The 20,531-nt window shown below is 45.4% G+C and carries 16 protein-coding genes; 8 read left to right on the forward strand and 8 right to left on the reverse strand.

All coding sequences use genetic code 11. The annotated features are described in order from the left end of the window. The first annotated feature begins 95 nt into the window (after positions 1-95). Together R7Z10_RS07660 and R7Z10_RS07665 are read left to right on the forward strand one after the other, a co-directional pair. Complete coding sequence (locus R7Z10_RS07660; protein WP_017820638.1) at positions 96-383, forward strand: putative quinol monooxygenase; 288 nt, start codon at positions 96-98, stop codon at positions 381-383. 11 nt (positions 384-394) lie between these two features. Beyond that, positions 395-1,372, forward strand: coding sequence for a Gfo/Idh/MocA family protein (locus R7Z10_RS07665; protein ID WP_170897099.1), 978 nt, complete (start codon positions 395-397; stop codon positions 1,370-1,372). An 84-nt stretch (positions 1,373-1,456) separates the two neighbouring features. Here the strand turns inward: R7Z10_RS07665 and R7Z10_RS07670 are convergent, their stop codons facing one another. Next, positions 1,457-2,143, reverse strand: coding sequence for a DNA-3-methyladenine glycosylase I (locus R7Z10_RS07670; protein WP_005377694.1), 687 nt, complete (start codon positions 2,141-2,143; stop codon positions 1,457-1,459). A gap of 86 nt (positions 2,144-2,229) precedes the next feature. Here R7Z10_RS07670 and R7Z10_RS07675 point away from each other — a divergent pair, with 86 nt between their 5' ends. After that, positions 2,230-2,424, forward strand: a complete 195-nt coding sequence (locus tag R7Z10_RS07675) for a hypothetical protein (RefSeq protein WP_005377692.1) — start codon at positions 2,230-2,232, stop codon at positions 2,422-2,424. 85 nt (positions 2,425-2,509) lie between these two features. Here R7Z10_RS07675 and R7Z10_RS07680 read toward each other — a convergent pair whose 3' ends face one another. From R7Z10_RS07680 to R7Z10_RS07690, 3 genes are read right to left on the reverse strand one after another with little or no spacing between them, the layout of a single operon-like run. Continuing rightward, on the reverse strand, positions 2,510-5,320 hold the full coding sequence (locus R7Z10_RS07680) for an Hsp70 family protein (protein WP_318104521.1): 2,811 nt from the start codon (positions 5,318-5,320) through the stop codon (positions 2,510-2,512). 55 nt (positions 5,321-5,375) lie between these two features. Continuing rightward, positions 5,376-7,340, reverse strand: a complete 1,965-nt coding sequence (locus R7Z10_RS07685) for an Hsp70 family protein (protein ID WP_033905246.1) — start codon at positions 7,338-7,340, stop codon at positions 5,376-5,378. Further along, on the reverse strand, positions 7,340-7,972 hold the full coding sequence (locus R7Z10_RS07690; protein ID WP_017634945.1) for a DUF2760 domain-containing protein: 633 nt from the start codon (positions 7,970-7,972) through the stop codon (positions 7,340-7,342). Before R7Z10_RS07690 ends, R7Z10_RS07685 begins: the two co-directional genes overlap by 1 nt. A 291-nt stretch (positions 7,973-8,263) precedes the next feature. Here R7Z10_RS07690 and R7Z10_RS07695 point away from each other — a divergent pair, with 291 nt between their 5' ends. Next, complete coding sequence (locus R7Z10_RS07695) at positions 8,264-9,805, forward strand: sensor domain-containing diguanylate cyclase (protein WP_005377686.1); 1,542 nt, start codon at positions 8,264-8,266, stop codon at positions 9,803-9,805. An 83-nt stretch (positions 9,806-9,888) separates the two neighbouring features. Beyond that, positions 9,889-10,419 carry a 3'-5' exonuclease gene (locus R7Z10_RS07700; RefSeq protein ID WP_005377684.1) on the forward strand — a complete coding sequence of 177 codons (531 nt, stop codon included), beginning with the start codon at positions 9,889-9,891 and terminating at the stop codon, positions 10,417-10,419. Between the two features lie 237 nt (positions 10,420-10,656). On the opposite strand, the gene R7Z10_RS07705 is transcribed toward R7Z10_RS07700, so the two are convergent. The 3 genes from R7Z10_RS07705 to R7Z10_RS07715 all read right to left on the reverse strand — a co-directional run bounded on the left by R7Z10_RS07705 (position 10,657) and on the right by R7Z10_RS07715 (position 13,587). After that, the gene (locus R7Z10_RS07705; protein ID WP_017820644.1) at positions 10,657-11,097 is read right to left on the reverse strand and encodes a TerB family tellurite resistance protein; all 441 of its coding nucleotides are present in this window, start codon (positions 11,095-11,097) and stop codon (positions 10,657-10,659) included. A 189-nt stretch (positions 11,098-11,286) separates the two neighbouring features. Further along, positions 11,287-13,227 carry an alkaline phosphatase D family protein gene (locus R7Z10_RS07710; RefSeq protein WP_318104526.1) on the reverse strand — a complete coding sequence of 647 codons (1,941 nt, stop codon included), beginning with the start codon at positions 13,225-13,227 and terminating at the stop codon, positions 11,287-11,289. 9 nt (positions 13,228-13,236) lie between these two features. Then, complete coding sequence (locus tag R7Z10_RS07715; protein WP_005377676.1) at positions 13,237-13,587, reverse strand: hypothetical protein; 351 nt, start codon at positions 13,585-13,587, stop codon at positions 13,237-13,239. Positions 13,588-13,822: 235 nt separating this feature from the next. On the opposite strand from R7Z10_RS07715, the gene R7Z10_RS07720 reads away from it, so the two are divergent. After that, complete coding sequence (locus R7Z10_RS07720) at positions 13,823-15,127, forward strand: MipA/OmpV family protein (RefSeq protein WP_318104529.1); 1,305 nt, start codon at positions 13,823-13,825, stop codon at positions 15,125-15,127. Positions 15,128-15,189: 62 nt separating this feature from the next. Next, positions 15,190-15,579, forward strand: coding sequence for a hypothetical protein (locus R7Z10_RS07725; protein ID WP_228009997.1), 390 nt, complete (start codon positions 15,190-15,192; stop codon positions 15,577-15,579). 94 nt (positions 15,580-15,673) lie between these two features. On the opposite strand, the gene R7Z10_RS07730 is transcribed toward R7Z10_RS07725, so the two are convergent. Then, positions 15,674-16,258, reverse strand: coding sequence for an FMN-dependent NADH-azoreductase (locus R7Z10_RS07730; RefSeq protein WP_262682558.1), 585 nt, complete (start codon positions 16,256-16,258; stop codon positions 15,674-15,676). Positions 16,259-16,443: 185 nt separating this feature from the next. On the opposite strand from R7Z10_RS07730, the gene hrpA reads away from it, so the two are divergent. After that, positions 16,444-20,430, forward strand: coding sequence for an ATP-dependent RNA helicase HrpA (hrpA, locus tag R7Z10_RS07735; protein WP_318104533.1), 3,987 nt, complete (start codon positions 16,444-16,446; stop codon positions 20,428-20,430). Positions 20,431-20,531 lie beyond the last annotated feature (101 nt).

Below are 20,531 nucleotides of genomic sequence, written 5' to 3' on the forward strand. Positions count from 1 at the left end.
CAGAGTTGATAAAGAAATAACTAAAGCAGAGTTTATCAATCAAACGAGGTTAATTACAGTGGGCGTATGATTAAGAATGGAGAAAGAGATCCATCATGAATGAGACGATTTTTGTTACCGCCGAACTGAAAATGAATGCCGATAAGCCAAGACAACAAGTAGTTGAAGCCATTGAACAATTTTGCCTTGATATGCAAAGCGAAGCGGGGTGCTTGCAAGCGAGTGCGACCTACGATTCTAAAGATCCACAACGTGTGATTCTTTGGGAGCGATATGAAAACCGCGCCGCGATTGAAGCGCATTTTGCTATGCCGCATACACAAGCGTTTATTGCGGCTGAAATGGCAGAGTTAGTTCAAGCATTCGAAACCCAAGCTCAATAGGAGAGGCGAACATGAAATGGGGTATTTTAGGCACAAGCTTTATCTCAGGTGTCATGGCTGAGGCAATCCAAGGCGATGACAAGAGTGAACTGTACGCGGTTGCTGGGCGTTCGGAGCAGAACTTAAAGACATTCGCTGAGCAATATGGCATCGAGAATACGTTCAACGATTACGATGCGTTGATTGCCGATGAGCAAGTCGACATTATTTACATCGCATTGCCAAATCACCTTCATCATGACTTTATCGTTAAAGCGGCAGAGCAGGGAAAAGCGATCCTGTGTGAAAAGTCACTGTCGGTAGATATGGAAAAAACCGAGTTGGCACTAAAAGCAGTCGAAACACACAAGGTATTCTTTGCTGAGGGTTTGATGTACTTACATCACCCATTGATCAGCGAGTTGGTTTCTGTGCTTAAATCGGGAGAGATTGGTGAACTTCGCTCCATCCACACGTCTTATATTGCGTCGATTGCGCAGTTTGTTAATCCAGACAGTAAAGGTGCTTTGTATAACTTAGGTTGCTACCCAATGTCATTGGTGCATTTGGTGGTGAAAACCATGTTGGGTGAACAAGCCTTTGGAAACCGCTCTATGACGGCGATTGGTCGACGAGGTAACGATGGGAATATCTGTGAATCGAGTTTGATGATGCAATTCGGTGAGCAACAAACGGCGAGCGTACACACCGCCGAAGATCATGGATTGAAACACCAATTCACTATTCTGGGTAGCAAAGGCTGTATCACATTAGATTCAAACCCATGGCTACCAACGCAAGATAACCAGTTTAGTGTGGAAATTTACGAGACGTCGAAGCGTGAAGTGTCTGTTCCCGCGGCAGGGGATGCTTTCTTCTATCAAGTGCGCAATATTCGCCAAGCGGTTGAAGAGGGGCGTACCTCGCTAGAAAACCCTTGTGCAACATGGGACGATTCTCACCGTATTATGCAGCTACTGACGGAGTGGGAATCACTGGCTTCCAAGTAAGTGTGTACATTAACCAATGAACATAAAAACGGCGCACTAAATCCAATGATCAGTGCGCCGTTTGTATTTTGGGTTCAGTCTGGATTAAATGCGATTATCACCGGTGCTGAACGCAATGATTTGGCTGATCTCAGACAGGCTTCTGCCACTTTCTTGCTGCCATTGAACAAACGCTTTGTTGGTGGCATCGAGCGATTTCTTCGTATCTTTGCCACCTTCAATGATCTTGCAATTACGCAGGTAAGCTTCAACGTCGCTAGACAAGATGAAGGTGTCTACGCCCATTTGACGCAGAGTGTAAGGGCCTGTATTTCCGCCTAGGCGATTACCGCGTTTCTTCAAATACGCCCACAGGTCGGTGATTTTCTCTTGCGGCCAATCGGCAACCATTTTGCCAAACGAGCCGTATTCGATTTTTGCTTCGTGGATCATACGAGCATTAGCAGGAATCGACATGACTTTAGTGAGGTGGCGAATGATGCGTTTGTCGGTTGCTTTGGTTTCCCATTGCTCGTCTGACAGCATCAACAACGGCTCAATCTTAAATCCGAAGAACACTTCTTCGAAGTTCGGCCACTTGTTGCGAACCACGCTCCACGAAATCCCACTTTGGAATACCTTCATCGAAAAAGCGGCCAGCCAACGGTCATCTGGAATCGCTGCCAATTCTTCTTTGCTTAGTGGATGAGACAAAAGCGCTTCAAGTTGATCTTCACCACCTTTACGCTCGGCAGCGCGCTGATAAATCGCGTCAAATTTTTCGATACTCATAAAAGAAGTTAGTCCTAGTTTATGTCGATATTTGCGAAACATACTACGCTTAAGTGGCTGAATCGTAAATTGATGGAGTGTCACAAATGAAGAAGGTCACATTAACGTTTGTCGGGGAAGGTTCGGATCGTATTGCGGAAAAATTCTATGCGTGGATGACGGACGGTGGGTTAGAAGACAGCATGATTGAGAATTTATCTGACCGTGAAATCTCAGTGGTCGGCATCAGTGATATGGATAATGAAACGCGTGATGTGGTGATCAATACGGAAATGAACTAACGAGTCGTCTTTCGTCAGCTATTAGAATCAGATAAAACAAAGCCCTTCACGAGAAGGGCTTTGTTGCGTTTATAAGCGTGAGAGCCTAGTTATTTACCAGTGTCAGACCGCTTGGTAGTGCATCACCGAAGATACGCTTCGATTCGCTCTCAGATAGCTCTTTGACTTCTTCAACCAGTGATACCCAAGATTCAGGTACCTTGCTTTGCTTCAACTTAGCCAGTACCTGCTCACGGTAGTCGTCTGAGATATCGAATAGGCGGTCGCCCGTCTTACGACAAATCATTACGGCTGCGAAAGCGATCATTGGCTCTTTCTGCCAGTTCTGCTCTAACAGCTTAGGCAACCACTGTTCCGCTTGTTCACGAGGAATGACGTTATGCTGGCTGCCATACAAAGGCGTACGTGATGCCAAGCGACCCATTGCCCACCAGTGTGCTTGTTCGAACTGGTTATGGTTGATGGCTTTGCTCAAGAACCACGTAGCCAATAGAACCTTGTCTTCGACTTCTAGGTGTTCAAGCGATGCAGCTAATCGAACCATGGATTCATAACCCATGTCTTGTGCCGCTTTGGCTGACTGTGGGTTTTTCATCGCGCCAGGGTGTAGGTATTTCGCGATGTCCGCCAAGATGGTCTCTTGTTGCTCTTGGCTTAAACCACCTGCGATACGACGCCAGAACACCCACCAGTCAGTCCAACCTTGATGGTTCTTGAACTGAATGTTTTGTTGGTAGAGACCCCAAACTTGCTCAATGCGCCATGAGTCGGTTGGATCGCCAAAGCCAGGACGCAGTGCAAAACCAGCCAAACGAAGCCAGTTTTTCTCGTGTTGTTCAGAACGGCGACGACGCTTACGACCCTGTGCAAAGGTATCGAACAGTTGACGTAGGGTCGTGAAATCCCATTCATCACGTTTGCCCAGTTTCTTCTCAAGATCTTTGGCTAAGGTTTTGATCTCTTTACTTTCCGCGCTTTTCTTATTACCGCTGTAAAGGCGAGCGATCAGCTCCTTACATTCGTTCAGTTTAGGGTGAAGCTTAACTTGCTCGTTGTCGTCGGTTTGCTTGTTACGAACTTCGAACTCCAACTCCCAACGTTTGCTATCGTCTTCTGCGCTGACACATTCCATCTTAAGCGTGCCGACTTCGGTCAACTGACACGCCAGTTGTACTTCTACACGCTCTTTCTGGTTGGCTTGCAGTTCAGCGCCTTCACCTTCAAGGGTGGTGATATAAGGCGGAAGAGGAGCAAATAAGCCGGGGTCAACGTCAACCATCACGCCATTTTGAATAGCGGTGTTATTGGTTAAGGTGTCGTGGGTAGAAGTCAGGAGGTTAAAGCGAACAGGTTCACCTAGGGTAAGCGAGAAACGACGACCACTTAAGCGGATCTCGTGTCCTTCTTCTGTACCTTTTGCAAGCAAACAGAGCGCTTTGCCCATCTTGTTCTTCTCTTGAAGGTGCAAGAAGTAAGAACGCGCTGCACCGCCACCAATTTTAAGCTGCGCACCACGACGTGCTTTACCAAATGCAACAGCACCCAGGGCAACAGACCAATCTGGATGTGGGTTATCTAATACCGTAACCGGAGCGCCGCGCCAATCGGAAAGGAGGGTAGTGACACGCTCAGTCACAAGCTCACTGTTGAACACACCACCGTTGAGTAGCAAACCTACCGGAATGGCATTTTGTTTGTCGTCTTCAATGCGAAGAGCGGCACGAGCAACTTGTTGGTGCTGAGTTAAGAACTCGGCTACGTGTTTGCTAACAGCTGGGTCAGCAACGTATGGAAGACCAAACTCGACAACGGCGCTGCGGCGTTTGTCTGGTACTTCACTGAAATCAGAAAGCGGGAAGAAGCCATCCAAAGCGATTTGGTGCACTTCTTGTTTGCTCAGCCCAATACTCTTTGTTCCGCCAAGAAGTTTCGAGCCGCTGCCCAGCATGGTGATCTTCACTTCTTCAGGTGCACTCGCTGAAAGTAGGTTTTCTTTCGCCTTGCGAGTTTGCTGAATCAACTTAGTCAGGCTTGCAGCAGTGAGCTTCTTACTCTGGTTGAAGCGGCTTTCCGCAAGGTGCGCTAATGCTAAGTCGAGGTTGTCACCGCCCAGCATTAAGTGTTCGCCAACACCAATACGATCAAGGGCTAGTTCATCTTGAGAAGAGAAACTGGCTTCAATCAAGCTCAAGTCGGTAGTACCACCGCCCACATCACACACCAGAATCAGCGGTAACTCTTTGAGTTCATCAGCTGCGGTTTGCTGGTGGCGTGCGTACCAGTCGTAACATACGGCTTGTGGTTCTTCGAGCAGGACGATTTTCTTTAAACCAGCCAGCTGTGCAGCTTCAAGCGTGAGTTTACGAGCGGTTTCATCGAACGAAGCTGGAACGGTCACAACCACATCTTGGTCTTCTAGCTTATTGCTAGGGTGACGGTAGTTCCATGCTTGACGAATGTGGTTGAGGTAGCTTGCGCTGGCAATAACGGGTGAGACTTTATCTACGTCTTGCGCGCCCGCCCAAGGAAGAATGTCTGAACTACGATCCACTGCTTGGTGCGATAGCCAGCTTTTAGCACTGGATACCTGACGTCCTTCCACCTTCGCGCCTAATTCACGAGCCCATTCACCCACGATCACATTACTAATGTCGCCAGAGACAGGCTCGTTTTCCCAAGGGAGTGTTAGGTCAGAAGGGGAGATTTGACCAACCGCAGGGTGATAGCGGAAAGAGGGCAGCAATGGCTTACGAACCACTTCACCCGGGCCAATCAATTGGTCGATGTCGAATAGGGATACTTCGGATTGTTCAAGGTTGTCGGTGATTTCACAGTACGCCACAACAGTGTTTGTGGTGCCAAGGTCAATACCAACAAGAAAACGAGGAGATGCCATACAAACCTTCGTGTATTTAAAAACGGCACCCGATTGGATGCCGTTTGATTTCTATTTATTCTTCTTCGTCTGAGTTGCTTTTCGCGTCTTCGCGCACATCGAACTCAACATGCCATTTTTGACCGTTATCAGCGGCAATGGCTTCTAAGTAAAGCGTACCAAGCTCTGTGACGCGAGAGGCTAGGGTTACTGGAACCACTTCACCTTCACGACGACCTTCAGATACAGGCAGCGTTACTTGGATTTCTGGAAGCTCTTCAAGCTCTTCTGGTGCCCAGTAGTCTAGGTGAGTACCTGCTAGGTCATCACGACGAACCGTTGAGCCGAAGAATTGGAAGTTAACTGGCTGGCCGATGATCAAACCAAACTCTTGGCTTGGTACGTCAACGCTTGAGCCTTCTTCCATACCAAATGGTGCAACACAAAGTGCTTCCATTGGCGGCGCCATGCCCGGAATAGCTGGCATCGCACTTTCGATACCCACGTAGTACGCCGAAGCAATACCACCACGGATACGAACGCCCTGCCCACGACGCACAGAGCCGTAGTAAGCCGCACCGCTAGCAACTGCAAGGTCTAGATCCACACCTGTTAGGCGTTTTGCCATTTCTGCATCTGCTTCAATTAGCCATTCGTTGATCGTGTCTTCTAGACGAGTTGCTAGAAGTTTCGATTTCAGAACACCACCGTTGAATAGGATTGCGGTTGGCTTGATGAAGTCAGCTGACTGCGCTGCATCCGAACCTGGCATACCAGGCATGTTAGCGAATGGGTTGAAATCTTGAGCTGCTGCTTCTGCGCCATTTCCTGAAGTAGAAAGAGCATTGGCTTGCTTAGACAAGAACGCTGCAATGTGACGAGTAATGCCTGCATCTTGTGCGTAAGGCAGACCCATTTGCGTTAGTGCTCCACGGTTACGTTGAACAGGGTGGTCAGTAATTGCAACTTGAGGGAAGAAGCCATCAACCAGTGTTTGTTGTACTTCTTCTTGAGTCAGTTCTGTTTTCAGCGTTGCGCCAAGCAGTTTAGAACCACGGCTTGGTACTACGATTGGCACTGACTGAAGTTCGCTGTCGTTCAATAACGCTTCTTTCGCGTCACGACATGCGTGTGTCATTGCCTGAACTTGCCATGGCTGTAGCTCTTTGCCTTCTTGCGCTAGCTTCATTTTCAAGCGGTACGCAAGTGCAAGATCCATGTTGTCACCGCCAAGTAGGATGTGTTCACCTACCGCGATGCGTTTCAGAGTTAGGTTGCCGTCGTCTTCAGTTACTTCAACCAAAGAAAGGTCGGTTGTACCACCACCGATATCGACCACAAGCACGATGTCGCCAACTTCAACTTCATCGCGCCATTTGTCATTGCTGTTATCGATCCAGTTGTAAAGCGCAGCTTGTGGCTCTTCTAGAAGCGTTAGGTGCACAAACCCAACGTTGCGTGCTGCTTCGGCTGTTAGATCACGAGCAGCAGGATCGAAAGAAGCAGGAACCGTAATAGTCACGTCTTGATCGGCAAGGTTGTGATTTGGATTGGTGTGATTCCAAGCGTCTTTTAGGTGCTCTAGGTAAAGCTCTGTCGCGCGAAGAGGGGATACTTTTTCCACTTCTTCTGGGCTACCTGCTGGCAGGAAAGCATCACGACGGTTTACACCAGCGTGGCAAAGCCAAGATTTCGCACTTGCAACAAGACGAATTGGCGTTTTCGAACCTAGGTTACGTGCAATCGCACCAACCAGAGCTTTTGGCTCGCTCGACCACGGAAGAACGCGTGATTGCGGGTTCATTTCGTGTTCGTGTGGTTGGTAAAGGAAAGAGCCTAATTGGCTACGAGTCTCTACCGTACCCGGCGCAGTTAACTGCGGGATTGGCATCACTTCAACGCGAGCGTCTTCGTTGTGTGTATCAACAAAAGACATGACACAGTGTGTTGTACCTAAGTCGATACCAACACTGAATTTAGGTGTCTGTTGAGTTTCAACAGACGCTTCTTGAGAATGGTTTTCTTGGTTCATGTGTTCCATTACAGCTCAACCTCAGCTGGAGCGATCACAGAAGCATCGTAGTTCTCAGCCAGTTTAGGCAACGTCATTGATGTTGCTTTCCAGCCTTTGTGAACTAGCGTGCCGTTGAATGGCGCGCTGCCTGTTACGTTGCCAGTTAGGCGGATTTCTTGTGGGTTGAAGCCTTCTTCAACCGTAATGCGAGTTTCTTCATCTTCGTTACGAACGTGCGCTAGCGTCACGTAGTCGTTCAGTACTTTCTGACCGCCAGTGTGGATTACGCGAGCGGCTGCGCCTACTTCTTCATCAGAGAATGACGTTAGGTCTTCTTTTAGGAAGTCAATCAGGCGAGCTTCTTGTTGCATGATAGAAAGCAGCTGCATTGCAGAGTCTGTTGATGCGGTTGCAAGTTTTGATTCAACTTCTACAACACGCTCTACGACTTTCTCTACTTCCACTACTTTTTCTACTTCAACGATCTTCTCAACTGGTTTCTCAACCTCGACGATTTTCTCGACTGGTTTTTCTACCACTTTCTCGACCACTTTTGATTTGCGCGACACTGCAACTAGAAGAAGCAAAACGCTCGATGCGGTTAGGCCTGCGTGAAGCATATCGAACGTTTGAGGAATTAGGTTCAAATCAATGTTCATGACGTTTTTTCTCTTTCTATTGATTTATTGGTGCTCAGTATTGGCTCATATTTGTTCACTAAAACGATCGTCTTTGCGATCTTGCACCAAGTTTAGACATTAAAATGATGACGGATGGTAGCATATTCAAGGCTTAAGGCTGTAATAATTCGTGACTATACCGTACGAACAGCGTGAAAAATCGACGATCAGACTCCCCAATATAGGTTGTTGCTTGATGTTTGTGCATTGCTAACGCAGTATTTCAATAGATCCCGAAGTTTAACTTACGGAAGTATCAAAAATTACGATATGACACAAAGCACCGCTCATAAGAGCTTTATAAAACGACATTCAGACTCTATTTTAGCTTTTTTGGCGACTTTATGTGTCACTGCTGGTGTAGTTGGTGCTGCTTATACAATGCAGCAACGGTATACACAGACGACGTTTGATACTTTAGCCGACCGACAAGCAGAATCACTTAAAGCAAACGTCGAGAATGATCTAAAGTTCATTGGTGCGGGCGCAAACTTTTTCCATTCGATTGAGCGAAGCTATTGGCCATCGTTTCCGATGTATGCGGAACAAGTGATTAACAGCTCGCGAAGTCTCATTGGACTTCAATGGATGCAAAAGGTCGAATTTGAAGATCTTGATGAACATATTTTAAAGACCCGTCAAAAATTTCCAAACTTCCAACCGTTTACCGTCCCTAAAGATGGTCCCAAAACCTACGGGTACATTTTTGAACACAATGAGCCAATTTTCATCGCGTCGGATATCTACCCAAGAACACCGGAAAACCTTTCTCTATTGGGTTTCTATTTTTCGCGCAAACGCTTCGATTTAATCTTGGATGATATTTCCGAAAATGGGCGAGCGAATGTCTCGGATAAAGTTCGCTTACTGCAAGATGGTTATGACAAGTCCATACCTAAGACTGGGTTGCTGGTGTTCCATCCAGTGTTCGACTTCGAGAACAAATATTTATTAGGAGTAGTGACCGGTGTTATCCGAAGTACGGTTTACTTTGAGGATTTGATTACGAAAACCGCGACGGAGCTCGATATGTCGGTGCGCGTAGAAGATTTGGGATTCGACGCAGCAGATGACCCTGTTCTCTTTCAAAGTGCGAGCTGGGACAACATTCGAGGAACGGTTATAAGCCGGACCATTCAACTGCCTAACCGTGAATGGCGTATTGACTTTAAGCTTTCTGACGCAGTCTCAGCTTGGGAACGTTCTATTTTAGCGGGCACGACACTAGCCGGATTGGTAATCGCCTTTTTGATCAGTTGGATTGTGAATTTACAGTCTCGAGAAAAAGAGCGCTTAGCGGTCATGTTGGAGCTCAAAACCGTTGAATTAAAAAGAATGGCAGAGCGAGACCCTCTAACTCAACTACTGAATCGCCGAGCATTCAACGATCATTTGCTTAATCAGATAAACAAAGGTGTTAACTTCGCCTTGGTTGGTTTTGATATCGACCACTTCAAAGTGATTAATGACAAACACGGCCATTTAGGTGGAGATGAAGCGTTACAACATGTCACTAAGCTGGTCAGTGCTAATTTAAAACCGGGAGATAAGTTTTACCGAGCTGGTGGTGACGAGTTTTGTATTATTTCTAAAGTCATTGATAGAGCAGTGCTAGAAGCTTACCTAGAAAAATTACGGAGTGTTGTGGCAAGTACGGCTTTTGATTATGGTGATGCGTCAATCATCTGTACGTTGAGTATCGGTGCGGTTATCCATAAAGAAGAAGATCCTGAGAGCTTGTATCACAAAATGGATAGTCAACTCTATTTGAGTAAAAAAAACGGCCGTAATAATGTGTCGATCGGCGATTAAATGGGCGCACAAATTCGAGTTTTACGCCGTGTTACGATAGAATCGCACGCTTTAAATTTTTATGTTAGGAACCAAGGCAAACTATGAACCATAACCGTATTGTATGCTTCGATTTAGAAATGTGTTGCTGGAACGAAAATGGCGTCGGCAGCACGGGTGAAATTATCGAAGTGGGGTTAGCTGAAATAGATTTGTCTAAAGGTGAGATAGTCAAGCGTGCTCAATACTACGTGAAACCAGAACACGATGAAGTGTCTCTGTTTTGCGCTGAGTTAACGGGCATCACACCACGTAAGATTGAAAAACAAGGACGCCCACTAGAAGAAGTGCTTAAATCCATGGTTAAGAACTTCGGTGGTCGCAACAAAATCTTTGCATCTTGGGGGCGAGATGACCTCATTCTGCTAGAAGAGTGTAAGCAAAAAGGTATTGAAGCACCGTTCACAGAGTTCATCAACTTAGCAACGCTCTACCGTATTCAAAATCGTCTAAAAGATAAACGTATAGGCCATCGAGCCGCTCAAGAAGCAAAAGGAATAGACTGGGAAGGGCGTCAACACTCTGGCTATGTAGATGCATACAACTTAGCTAAGCTTGCTTTGACCATGTTTTAGTTATTCGAACCTAGCTTGTAATTAAATAATCATCCAACCATTGTTGTTTTGTCATGCAGTCTGTTTAGTGTGGAAAGAGCTAAACACATACCTTGACCAGTATTTTAATAACAATGTCGTTGGCTTATTGAAAAACGCGCAGAGTGCGCGTTTTTTTATGGCTACAGAAGCGATATCTGTTGTCATTCTAGGGGTAGCTTAGAGTTAGCCAGCGACTTATATACTCATCTCGTCACTTTACTGAGACTGTAACTTCGCTCGAATGAACTCGCTGTGATCAACATAGAGTAGCTCTGCTGTTTTACGGATCACCGCGTCTTCTAGCGGGTCAATTTCGCCGTCTGCGTAAGCGACTTCCCACATGCTTTTGATTAAGTTGTAACGAGTTTCTTGAGTCAGTTCTCTTAGTTGAGAGGTAAAGTCGTACAGCGAAGCGGAATCTTTTATTTTCTGTTGCGCTTGCTCTAACAAAGTATTTGATTCTTCTTCATTTAACGAAAGCAGTTTCATCAATAAAGAGCGCTTTGTTTCTTGTTCTCTATCATCGACACTATGGTCTGCGCCAGAAACTTCACAAAGCAAACACGCGATAGCCATGTTAGGGGAAAGTGTGTTGGTTTGGCTTAAATCAGAGCCATCAATGAGTTGTTTAAATAATGATGTGAGAGAATTAAACATAATGAACACCGAGCTATTGTTTATTTGGTTAACATGGTAATAAATACGGAAGATCTCAAGGTGCGATACCAAATTTAGCACGCCGTTGACATTTAAGAACGGCCACTTTCTCCCCAAAAAAACTAAACTCCTGAGTTAGTTCAAGGTGACTTGCCTCTTACAAAGGGCAAGTCATTTTGGGATTGATACTCAGCTTTCAGCACGTGTCGGTGGAAAATGAACTTCGTCACCATCACTCGTCAGAATACTAATTTGACTTGGTTTGCCTTCATCATCAAGGCGTAGCTCACCAATGGCACTATGGTTAACCAAGCGATAAAAGTTGTGCGTACTTGGTGCGCGTTTGTAAATCTTGAGTCGTTTACGTTTTGTGAACCAGTTTAAAGGTGAGCGAGGGCTGTATAGCAGTCTATCTAGGCCATCACAAATATTGAGCAGTTGTGTAGGGAACTGATTTTTAATTCCACTACAGGTGATTTGATAGATATTCGGACTGTTTTTTCGATAGCGGAGCTTAATATCGTATGCAAAAGAGTAGTGTACGTCGCCAGAGAGAATAACAAAGTTAGTTGGTGTCTTTGTGTGTGTGAAAATACTAATAAGAGTATTCGCACTTCCGGGGTGAGCCATCCAGTTTTCAGCATCAACCATCAATGGTTTACCAAGCATGGTCACCACACGTTGTAGTGCTTCGATAAATTTCACACCAAACATTGGCGCGGCAGAAACAATAACAACTTTGTCTTGGTGCACGAGTTCTTGGTGGAACTCAATCATCGCTTCCCAGTCCATTAAGCCAGAAGGTTTGTTCATTTTAGACTCAGAACGCCAGCGTCTGGTTCGTGTATCTAGCACGACAACTTTTGGTGTCGTAGGAATGGTGTAGTGCCAATTCTCAAAGCGATACAAATATTGAATAAATGCATCTTGGGTTTGCGAGGTTCGCTCATCGATAAAGCGTTGAGCGAGGCTCATAAATTCATCATTGAATTTTTCTGGCGCATTTCCCCAACCTTGGCAAACCCAGTAAGCAATCAAGCTATTACCGATAATGCGTTTTGCAAACGTGTTGCTGTATGCGGCTTGTTCCCAGCCTATGGTGAGATTCCAATCGTCGGTGACATCGTGATCATCAAAAATCATATAGGTTGGAATGTGAGCGAGTAAGCGTTGAACCTTGTCCAGACCTGCGACGAATTTATCAATTTGTTTTTTTTCTTCGCGCCATTGCTGCTGCCATTTGGGTTCAAGAACTTCTCCGCCGACAGTAAATTCGTTTTCTAATAAACGATCCGTTCGAACAAGCTTCCACAAGGTCGGAGACCAAACCAATAAGTACATTGCAAAGCACTCAGCAAAGCTTATTAGGTGATTCTCACACTCTTTGGCGCTGAATATTGGTGTCCCTCGGTGTGGAAAAAACTTACTTAGTAAACTGTCATCACTCACATAATGAGGCAACAATTTATCTCGACCATAATAGCAAGCAGGGTGTTGGTAGAGCTCATTGGTATTTTTTATCGGAGCTTGATCGAATTCTTCGCCTGGCAAACCCAATAAAGCTATGACTTGCTCAATGGCATCGAGAGTGGGGCCTGCAACATGGTCTGCATAGATATGATCACCACTCATGATGAGCATATCCGGTCTTTCTTCAATGGATTGAGACGCGATTTTATGATCCGCAGCGACCAATGTATCATCACTGAAGTGATGGGGATTACGGCAAGAGCCATGTAGGAGATAATCCGCTTTTTCACTAACGAGGAACTCAATACCCAAGTTTGGCGTATTATCTCGCTCATAAGTCAGGTGAGGGAGCAGTTCCGTCACTAATCCATATTGCGTTTTTATTTGATAGCGTAACGCTTGATGGGTTGGAAACTCGCCTTCTAATTTAAGTAAGCAACACCACGCATTGAGGCCGATTTGAAGCTGTTCTTTTTGTTCACTTAAAGGGGCTTGATAAAGGATGGAGGCATTTTCATCCGTAATTTGCACCATACCCTCCAAGCGTTGGGTGGTGACTAGCCAAATATTGATTTCAGTTGCGGTCACTTTACGTAGGATCGGACCTGCAACGACAAGAGGAAGTGAAGAAATTTCAGTCGTGTTCATCAATGCTGGCAAAACGGCTCCTTATGTGTCAGCTTCTTCTTCTAATATTTCGATAACTTGCGAGCTACTAAGTTCATGTCCCATAAGGAACAAACCAAGCATCGCATCGGCTTTTGACGCGTTATCACTGTCTTCATCCAAAATTTGCTGAAGCCGAGTTCTAATTAGGTCGATTTCGTGTTCGACGAAGCCACGCCCTTCTTCGTCACCTTGACCATCTTCTGGTGCATTATCAAAGTGCAAAAACAACATGTCACCATCGAGTTGAGTCCCTATCAACCTCTCTGGCAGCCATGCTTCTCCCATCACAATGTCTGGGTCTGTGTCTGCGGGTAAATGATTCAAGGTAGAGATGAGTTCTGATGCTTTCACTTTTTACTTCATTATGTTTGATTTAGAACTAAGCTAGAGTTTAAGCGCTTGTTGTAATGGTAAAATATTCGCAAACAAGCTCACCTAGTCGTGCAATATTAATATGATCTTGGGACTCAAACTGTCACGAGGATGACAACATTTGCCATTGTAACGGCTATCATCAGCAGAACATAAGCTTTTAATGGCAAATCATTGATGTTTGCCTGCTTCTCAACCAACATTTTTCGAACTCATGAAGAGATTAATTCTAACAACACTCGCTTTACCTTTAGCTGCGGTAGTTTCTTCTGCGCATGGTGCAGAAGAACAAACGTGGGGGATTGCTGCGATGTATCGCACAGCATCGATTCCGTTTTATACCGCCGATAATGACTCTACGGTGAGTACATTTGTACCAATGATGTTCTTTGAAAACGAACATGTGTATATCAATGGCATTGAAGGTGGCGCTTTTTTGTATAATGAGAGTGATTCCGACTGGCGTGCGAGCGCACTCATGCGATTGAGATTTGTCGATATTCCCATGTCGCTACAAAATGCTAATGAAGGCGATAGAGTCGATTTTGGTGGGCAAGTGCGTTATAGCATTAACGACAATTGGCGCGCAGAAGTAGAGTTGATGACGGACGACGAACTCCAGTTTCACTCTAATTACCGCCTTGCTGCCAATTATGTATTTGGGGATTGGGAATTAGAGCCATCGATTACGATTCGATACAAAGACGCTGATTTCAATAGTGAATATTATTCCTTTAAGGATATTACTGGCGAGAGAATTGGAGCTGGACTTGACACCAATCTTGGTATTAAAGCGCGTTACCATGTAACTTCAAATTTGTATTTACTGGGTGAGACGAGTGTTACTCGCTTAGATGATAACGCCTACAACAGTCAGCTTGTAGAAGATCGATATCAGGGAGAAGTGTTTGTCGGTTTTGGCTTTTTCAACGATAAAAACAAAGTTCCGAAACCGACACTGAGCAATAAAGCATATCTACGTATTGCGCATGGTTGGGCGACGCCTTCGAACATCGGTGAAATATTTAGCTTTGAGAGAGAAAAAGACCCATACGACAATCAACTTACTTCATTGTTTTATGGGCATCCATTAACGGATGAGCTGTTTGGTTTTCCTCTTGATATTTATTTAACGCCAGGGTTGGTTCATCACTGGTCGTCCAGTGTTCAGTCTGCGAGCACAGAATACGTCATGGCGATTAAGGCTTATTATACGGTTAATTGGCCTACGACTTGGCGATTTGGTGTAGCGGAAGGTGTGTCATACATTGATAGCATTACCTATATTGAAGGCACAGAAATGGAAGACAAGGGTTATACACCAAGCAAGTTGCTCAACTACCTAGATTTCTCGTTTGATGTCAATGTAGGCGATCTCTTCAACCAAAAGAGCTGGAACAATATGTGGGTGGGCTATTCATTGCATCACCGCTCGGCGATTTTTGAAAGCGCTTCCCAGTTTGGGCGAATTAAAGGTGGGAGCAACTACAATACTATTTATTTCCAGTTCGAGTTTTAGCGCATCACGAGATGCATATAGGTCGGATTTGCAACTGACTTATTTATCGCCCATTATGAGTAATGATGAATAATACTATGCTGCTTTCAACGAGAAATTTCGTATATCGTGCCAGAGTTAAGGCTGTTTGTGATGCATCTGATGAATCGGATGGCATAAGCACCATGAGTATCGACTCCTCATTCAATCTTCAAATTGAAGCGATAAATTGTACCAACGCTGAATTTGCCAAACGCTTTTTTGCCATTCACGGAGAAGGGCACTTGGAGGGCGATGAATGGTTGGTGTTGTACGTCAACTCTCTTGACGTTAAGGCGGGAGACAATATAGAAATCCGTAGTGATGTCGCGTTTAATGCGATGATCGAGAATATGATAAGCGAAGCTGAGCGGTCTTTAGAAAAAGTCTACCTCGATGCAATACGCAACTTGGAGAAAGTGAATCGTTTTTGACGATGTTAGAGACCCTATAAATACGATCAAGGCATCAGGATCCAAAAAGGGATTGGCGCGAACCAATCCCTTTTGTATTCTGGTTTATTCTAACTTACGCCATTGTTGCAAGTTGGCTTTGCGCTTCTGAAATGCCTTTTTCAGCCGCATCTTCACCCATGTTTAGCGCTTCTGCGTAAACAAATTCCACATCAGTGATTCCTACAAAACCCAGCACAGTGCGTAGGTATGGCGTAACGTTGTCAGTTGGTGAATCTTTATGAATACCACCACGAGTCGTTATTACAATCGCCTTTTTACCTTCAATCAAACCTTGAACGCCGTTTTCTGTGTATTTGAATGTCACGCCTGCACGAGCAATCAAATCAATCCAGTTTTTAAGCTGAGTCGGGATGGTGAAGTTGTACATTGGAGCGGCAATAACCAAAGTGTCTGCGGCCTTTACTTCTTCAATAAGGGTGTCAGACAAGTCGACCACCGCTTGCTGTTCTTGTGAAAGATCTTCCGTAGCGCGCAGTGCAGTCGCAACGGCGAAGTCCAAAACAGGTAGAGGGTTTGCAGCCAAATCACGAACAGTAAGCTTGTCTTGGTCTACATTTTTGATGAAGTTTTCAACCAATTTGTTTGATTGAGAGTAATCGCCAAGGATGCTTGATTTTAGAGCTAGTACACGAGACATAATGGTTATTCCTTAAATAAGTGCTTTCGACTATGGGAGCCATTATAAGCAACGTAAGTGAGTTCAAAAGCCTAGCGATTCGCTGAACATGTTCGAAAAAATTGAATGAGCTTTCGGTTATCTTGTTACAGATCTTGTGTGATACAATCCGCGCAGTTTTTGTAATGAAAAGAATAGGAAACGCTTTGACTTCGTCACAGCCCCCAAAAAAGAATCTAGCTGAAGAGCAAGTGACACCGTCAAATGGTGCGCAAAAAGCGACAGCGAAACAAGCTCAAACACCTCAGGCTCAAGTGAATAGTGCTGCATCTCTGCGTAAAGCGCTGAATCAGTGCATGATGCGCGACCGTTTCCGCTTGAGTAAACGTATTTCTGGTGCAAGCAAAATTAAGAAGGACGCAGCGCGTAATGCTGTGTTCGATGAAATCGCATTAGACATCGCAAAATCCATGATGGTTGCAGAGCAGCGCAGCAACTACAAACCAACGATTGAATACCCAGAAATCCTGCCTGTAAGCCAAAAACGCGACGATATTGCGAAAGCGATCGAAGAAAACCAAGTGGTTATCGTCGCGGGTGAAACCGGTTCTGGTAAAACCACTCAGCTACCAAAAATCTGTGCTGAGCTTGGTCGCGGTAAATTTGGTCTGATTGGTCATACTCAGCCTCGTCGTCTTGCAGCGCGTTCGGTTGCTAACCGTATTGCCGAAGAGATGGAAACCAAGCTTGGTGAGTTTGTTGGTTACAAGGTTCGATTCAACGATCAGATCTCTGAAAATACCCAAATCAAATTGATGACGGACGGTATCTTGTTGGCTGAAATTCAGCATGACCGTTTCTTGAATCAATACGACACCATCATTATCGATGAAGCGCACGAGCGCAGCCTCAACATCGATTTCATCTTGGGTTACTTGAAAGAGTTGCTGCCACGTCGTCCTGATTTGAAAGTGATCATCACGTCAGCAACCATCGACCCAGAACGCTTCTCAAAACACTTCAACAATGCACCAATCATTGAAGTATCGGGTCGTACTTACCCAGTAGAAACACGTTACCGCCCACTAAGCGGTGATGACGACAATGATCGTGACCAGCTTGAAGGCATCTTCGAAGCGGTAGATGAACTGTGCGATGAAGGTTTAGGTGACATCCTGATTTTCATGAACGGTGAACGTGAAATCCGTGATACCGCAGATGCATTGTCCAAACGTAATCTGAAGAGCACGGAAATTGTGCCGCTTTACGCGCGTTTGTCGGCAGGTGAGCAGAATAAGATTTTCCAACCTCACACTGGTCGCCGAATTGTACTGGCAACCAACGTGGCAGAAACCTCGCTAACTGTTCCGGGCATTAAATACGTTATCGACCCGGGTACGGCGCGTATCAGTCGATACAGTTACCGTACTAAGGTTCAGCGTCTTCCAATCGAGCCAGTTTCTCAGGCGAGTGCGAACCAGCGTAAAGGTCGTTGTGGTCGTGTGGAAGAGGGTATCTGTATTCGTCTGTACTCAGAGGAAGATTTTGAGTCACGCCCAGAGTTTACTGATCCTGAAATCCTACGTACCAATCTAGCGTCGGTTATCTTGCAAATGACGGCACTTGGTTTGGGTGATATTCAAGCGTTTCCGTTTGTGGAAGCACCGGATAAACGTAACATCCAAGACGGCGTGCGTTTGCTGGAAGAGCTTGGTGCGATTAACTCTGAGGTAAAAGATCCGAAAAAACGCCTGACTTCCATTGGTCGCCAATTAGCGCGTTTGCCAATCGATCCGCGCTTGGCGCGTATGGTATTGGAAGCGCCAAAATATGGTGCGCTTAAAGAAGTGATGATCATCGCAGCTGCCTTGTCGATTCAAGATCCACGCGAGCGTCCTTCCGACAAACAACAATCTTCAGACGATAAACATCGTCGCTTCTTCCATGAAGAGTCGGACTTCCTGACATTTGTGAATTTGTGGGAATACATCCAAAAGCAGCAAAAAGCCTTGTCTAGCAATCAGTTCCGCAAACAGTGTAAGCAAGACTATTTGAACTACTTGCGCGTTCGCGAGTGGCAAGACGTGTACTTCCAAATTCATCAGTCGATGCGTGAGATGGAGTTCAAGCTTAACGATGAGCCCGCTTCTTACCATGGCGTACACAGTGCCATTTTGGTTGGTTTGCTGTCGCACATCGGCATGAAAGACCAAGAAAAGAATGAATATCAAGGCGCGCGTAATGCTCGTTTCCATATCTTCCCTGCATCAGGTCTATTCAAGAAACAGCCTAAGTGGATCATGTCGGCTGAGCTGGTGGAAACCTCAAAACTTTGGGGTCGCATCATCGCCAAGATTCAACCAGAGTGGATCGAGCCATTAGCCAAGCACCTTATCAAGCGCAGTTACAGCGAACCGCATTGGTCGAAGAAACGCGCGGCGGTGATGGCGCACGAAAAAGTCATGCTTTACGGCGTACCAATCGTACCGAAACGTTTGGTGAACTACGGCAGTATCGATCCTACCGTTAGCCGCGAAATCTTTATTCGTAGTGCATTGGTTGAAGGTGAGTGGGAAACCAAACACGCGTTCTTCAAGCAAAACCGTAAGCTTTTGCAAGAAGTGGAAGAGCTTGAACACAAATCTCGTCGTCGTGACATCTTGGTGGATGATGATGAGCTGTTTGATTTTTATGACCAACGCGTTGGTACCGAAGTGGTGTCTGGTAAGCATTTCGATACATGGTGGAAAAAGGCATCGAAAGAAAATCCGGAACTGCTGAACTTTGAAAAAGAGATGCTGTTCAAGGGTGATGCTAGCCATGTGACCGATTTGGATTACCCGAACTTCTGGCATCAAAATGGTTTGAAGCTCAAATTGAGTTACCAATTTGAACCAGGCGATGATAGTGACGGTGTCACAGTGCATTTGCCGTTGCCGATTTTAAACCAAGTTGAACCAGCGGGCTTTGACTGGCAGATCCCAGGTTTACGCCATGAGCTTGTGGTTAGCTTGATTAAATCGTTGCCAAAGACAATTCGTAAGAACTTTGTGCCTGCGCCGAACTATGTCGATGCATTCTTAGCGCGCGTTACGCCAATGGAAGCGCCGCTGTTAGATTCATTGGAGAAAGAGTTGCGACGCATGACGGGCGTAGAAGTGCTGCGTGAAGACTGGAACTTGGAACAAGTACCTGAGCACTTGAAAGTCACGTTTCGTGCGGTTGATCACCGAAATCGTAAACTGAAGGAAAACAAAGACCTTCATGAACTGAAAGAAAGTTTGAAAGACAAAGTTCAAGAAACGCTTTCCAAAGTTGCGGATGACGATATCGAACAGCAAGGTCTGCATACGTGGAGTTTTGGAGAATTGCCGAAAGTGTATCAACAAAAACGTGGCGGCTACGATGTAAAAGCGTATCCGGCGCTTGTTGATACCAAAGACAGCGTTGAAATCAAACTCTACGAAACGGAGTACGAGCAGATCACCGCAATGCGCGCTGGCCAGCGTCGTTTGATTTTGTTGAATGTACCGTCTCCAATTAAATATTTGCACGCTAACTTACCGAACAAATCGAAGTTGGGGTTGTATTTTAACCCTTACGGCAAAGTGCTTGATCTGATAGATGACTGCATTGCCTGCGGTGTCGATAAGCTTATTGAAGAGCAGGGTGGTTTAGTTTGGGAGCCAGAGAAGTTCGAAGCATTGAAAGAACACGTTCGTGCTGAATTGGGTGACACCGTTGTAGAGATCGCTCAACAGGTTGAGACTATTCTGACCACGGCGTTTAGCATCAATAAGAAGCTAAAAGGCAAGATCGACTTCACAATGGCGTTTGCTCTGTCCGATATCAAAGCACAAATTGAAGGCTTGATCTTCAAAGGCTTTGCAACGGAATGTGGCTGGAAGCGCTTGCCGGATATTCTTCGCTACATGCGCGCGATAGAGCGTCGTATGGAGAAGTTGCCAATCGATCCAAACAAAGATCGTTTACATATGCTGAAGATTGAATCTGTGACTCAAGACTATAAAGAGTTGCTGAACAAGATCCCGAAAGGTGTGGCCATTCCTGAAAATGTAAAAGAAGTGCGTTGGATGATTGAAGAACTTCGCGTGAGTTACTTTGCTCAACAATTAGGCACTCCTTATCCTGTTTCTGATAAACGAGTCAAAAACGCGATTGATGCTTGCTAATCAACCAGTAAAATAGTGTCAGATTTGTAATTATCGCTTAAGAAGTTGCTGGTACACTAATTGCTAGTAACTCAATAAGCATTATTTTTTAGTTCTGGGAG

It is taken from the genome of Vibrio sp. Vb1018 (genome assembly GCF_033338775.1).
GTDB lineage: Bacteria > Pseudomonadota > Gammaproteobacteria > Enterobacterales > Vibrionaceae > Vibrio > Vibrio alginolyticus.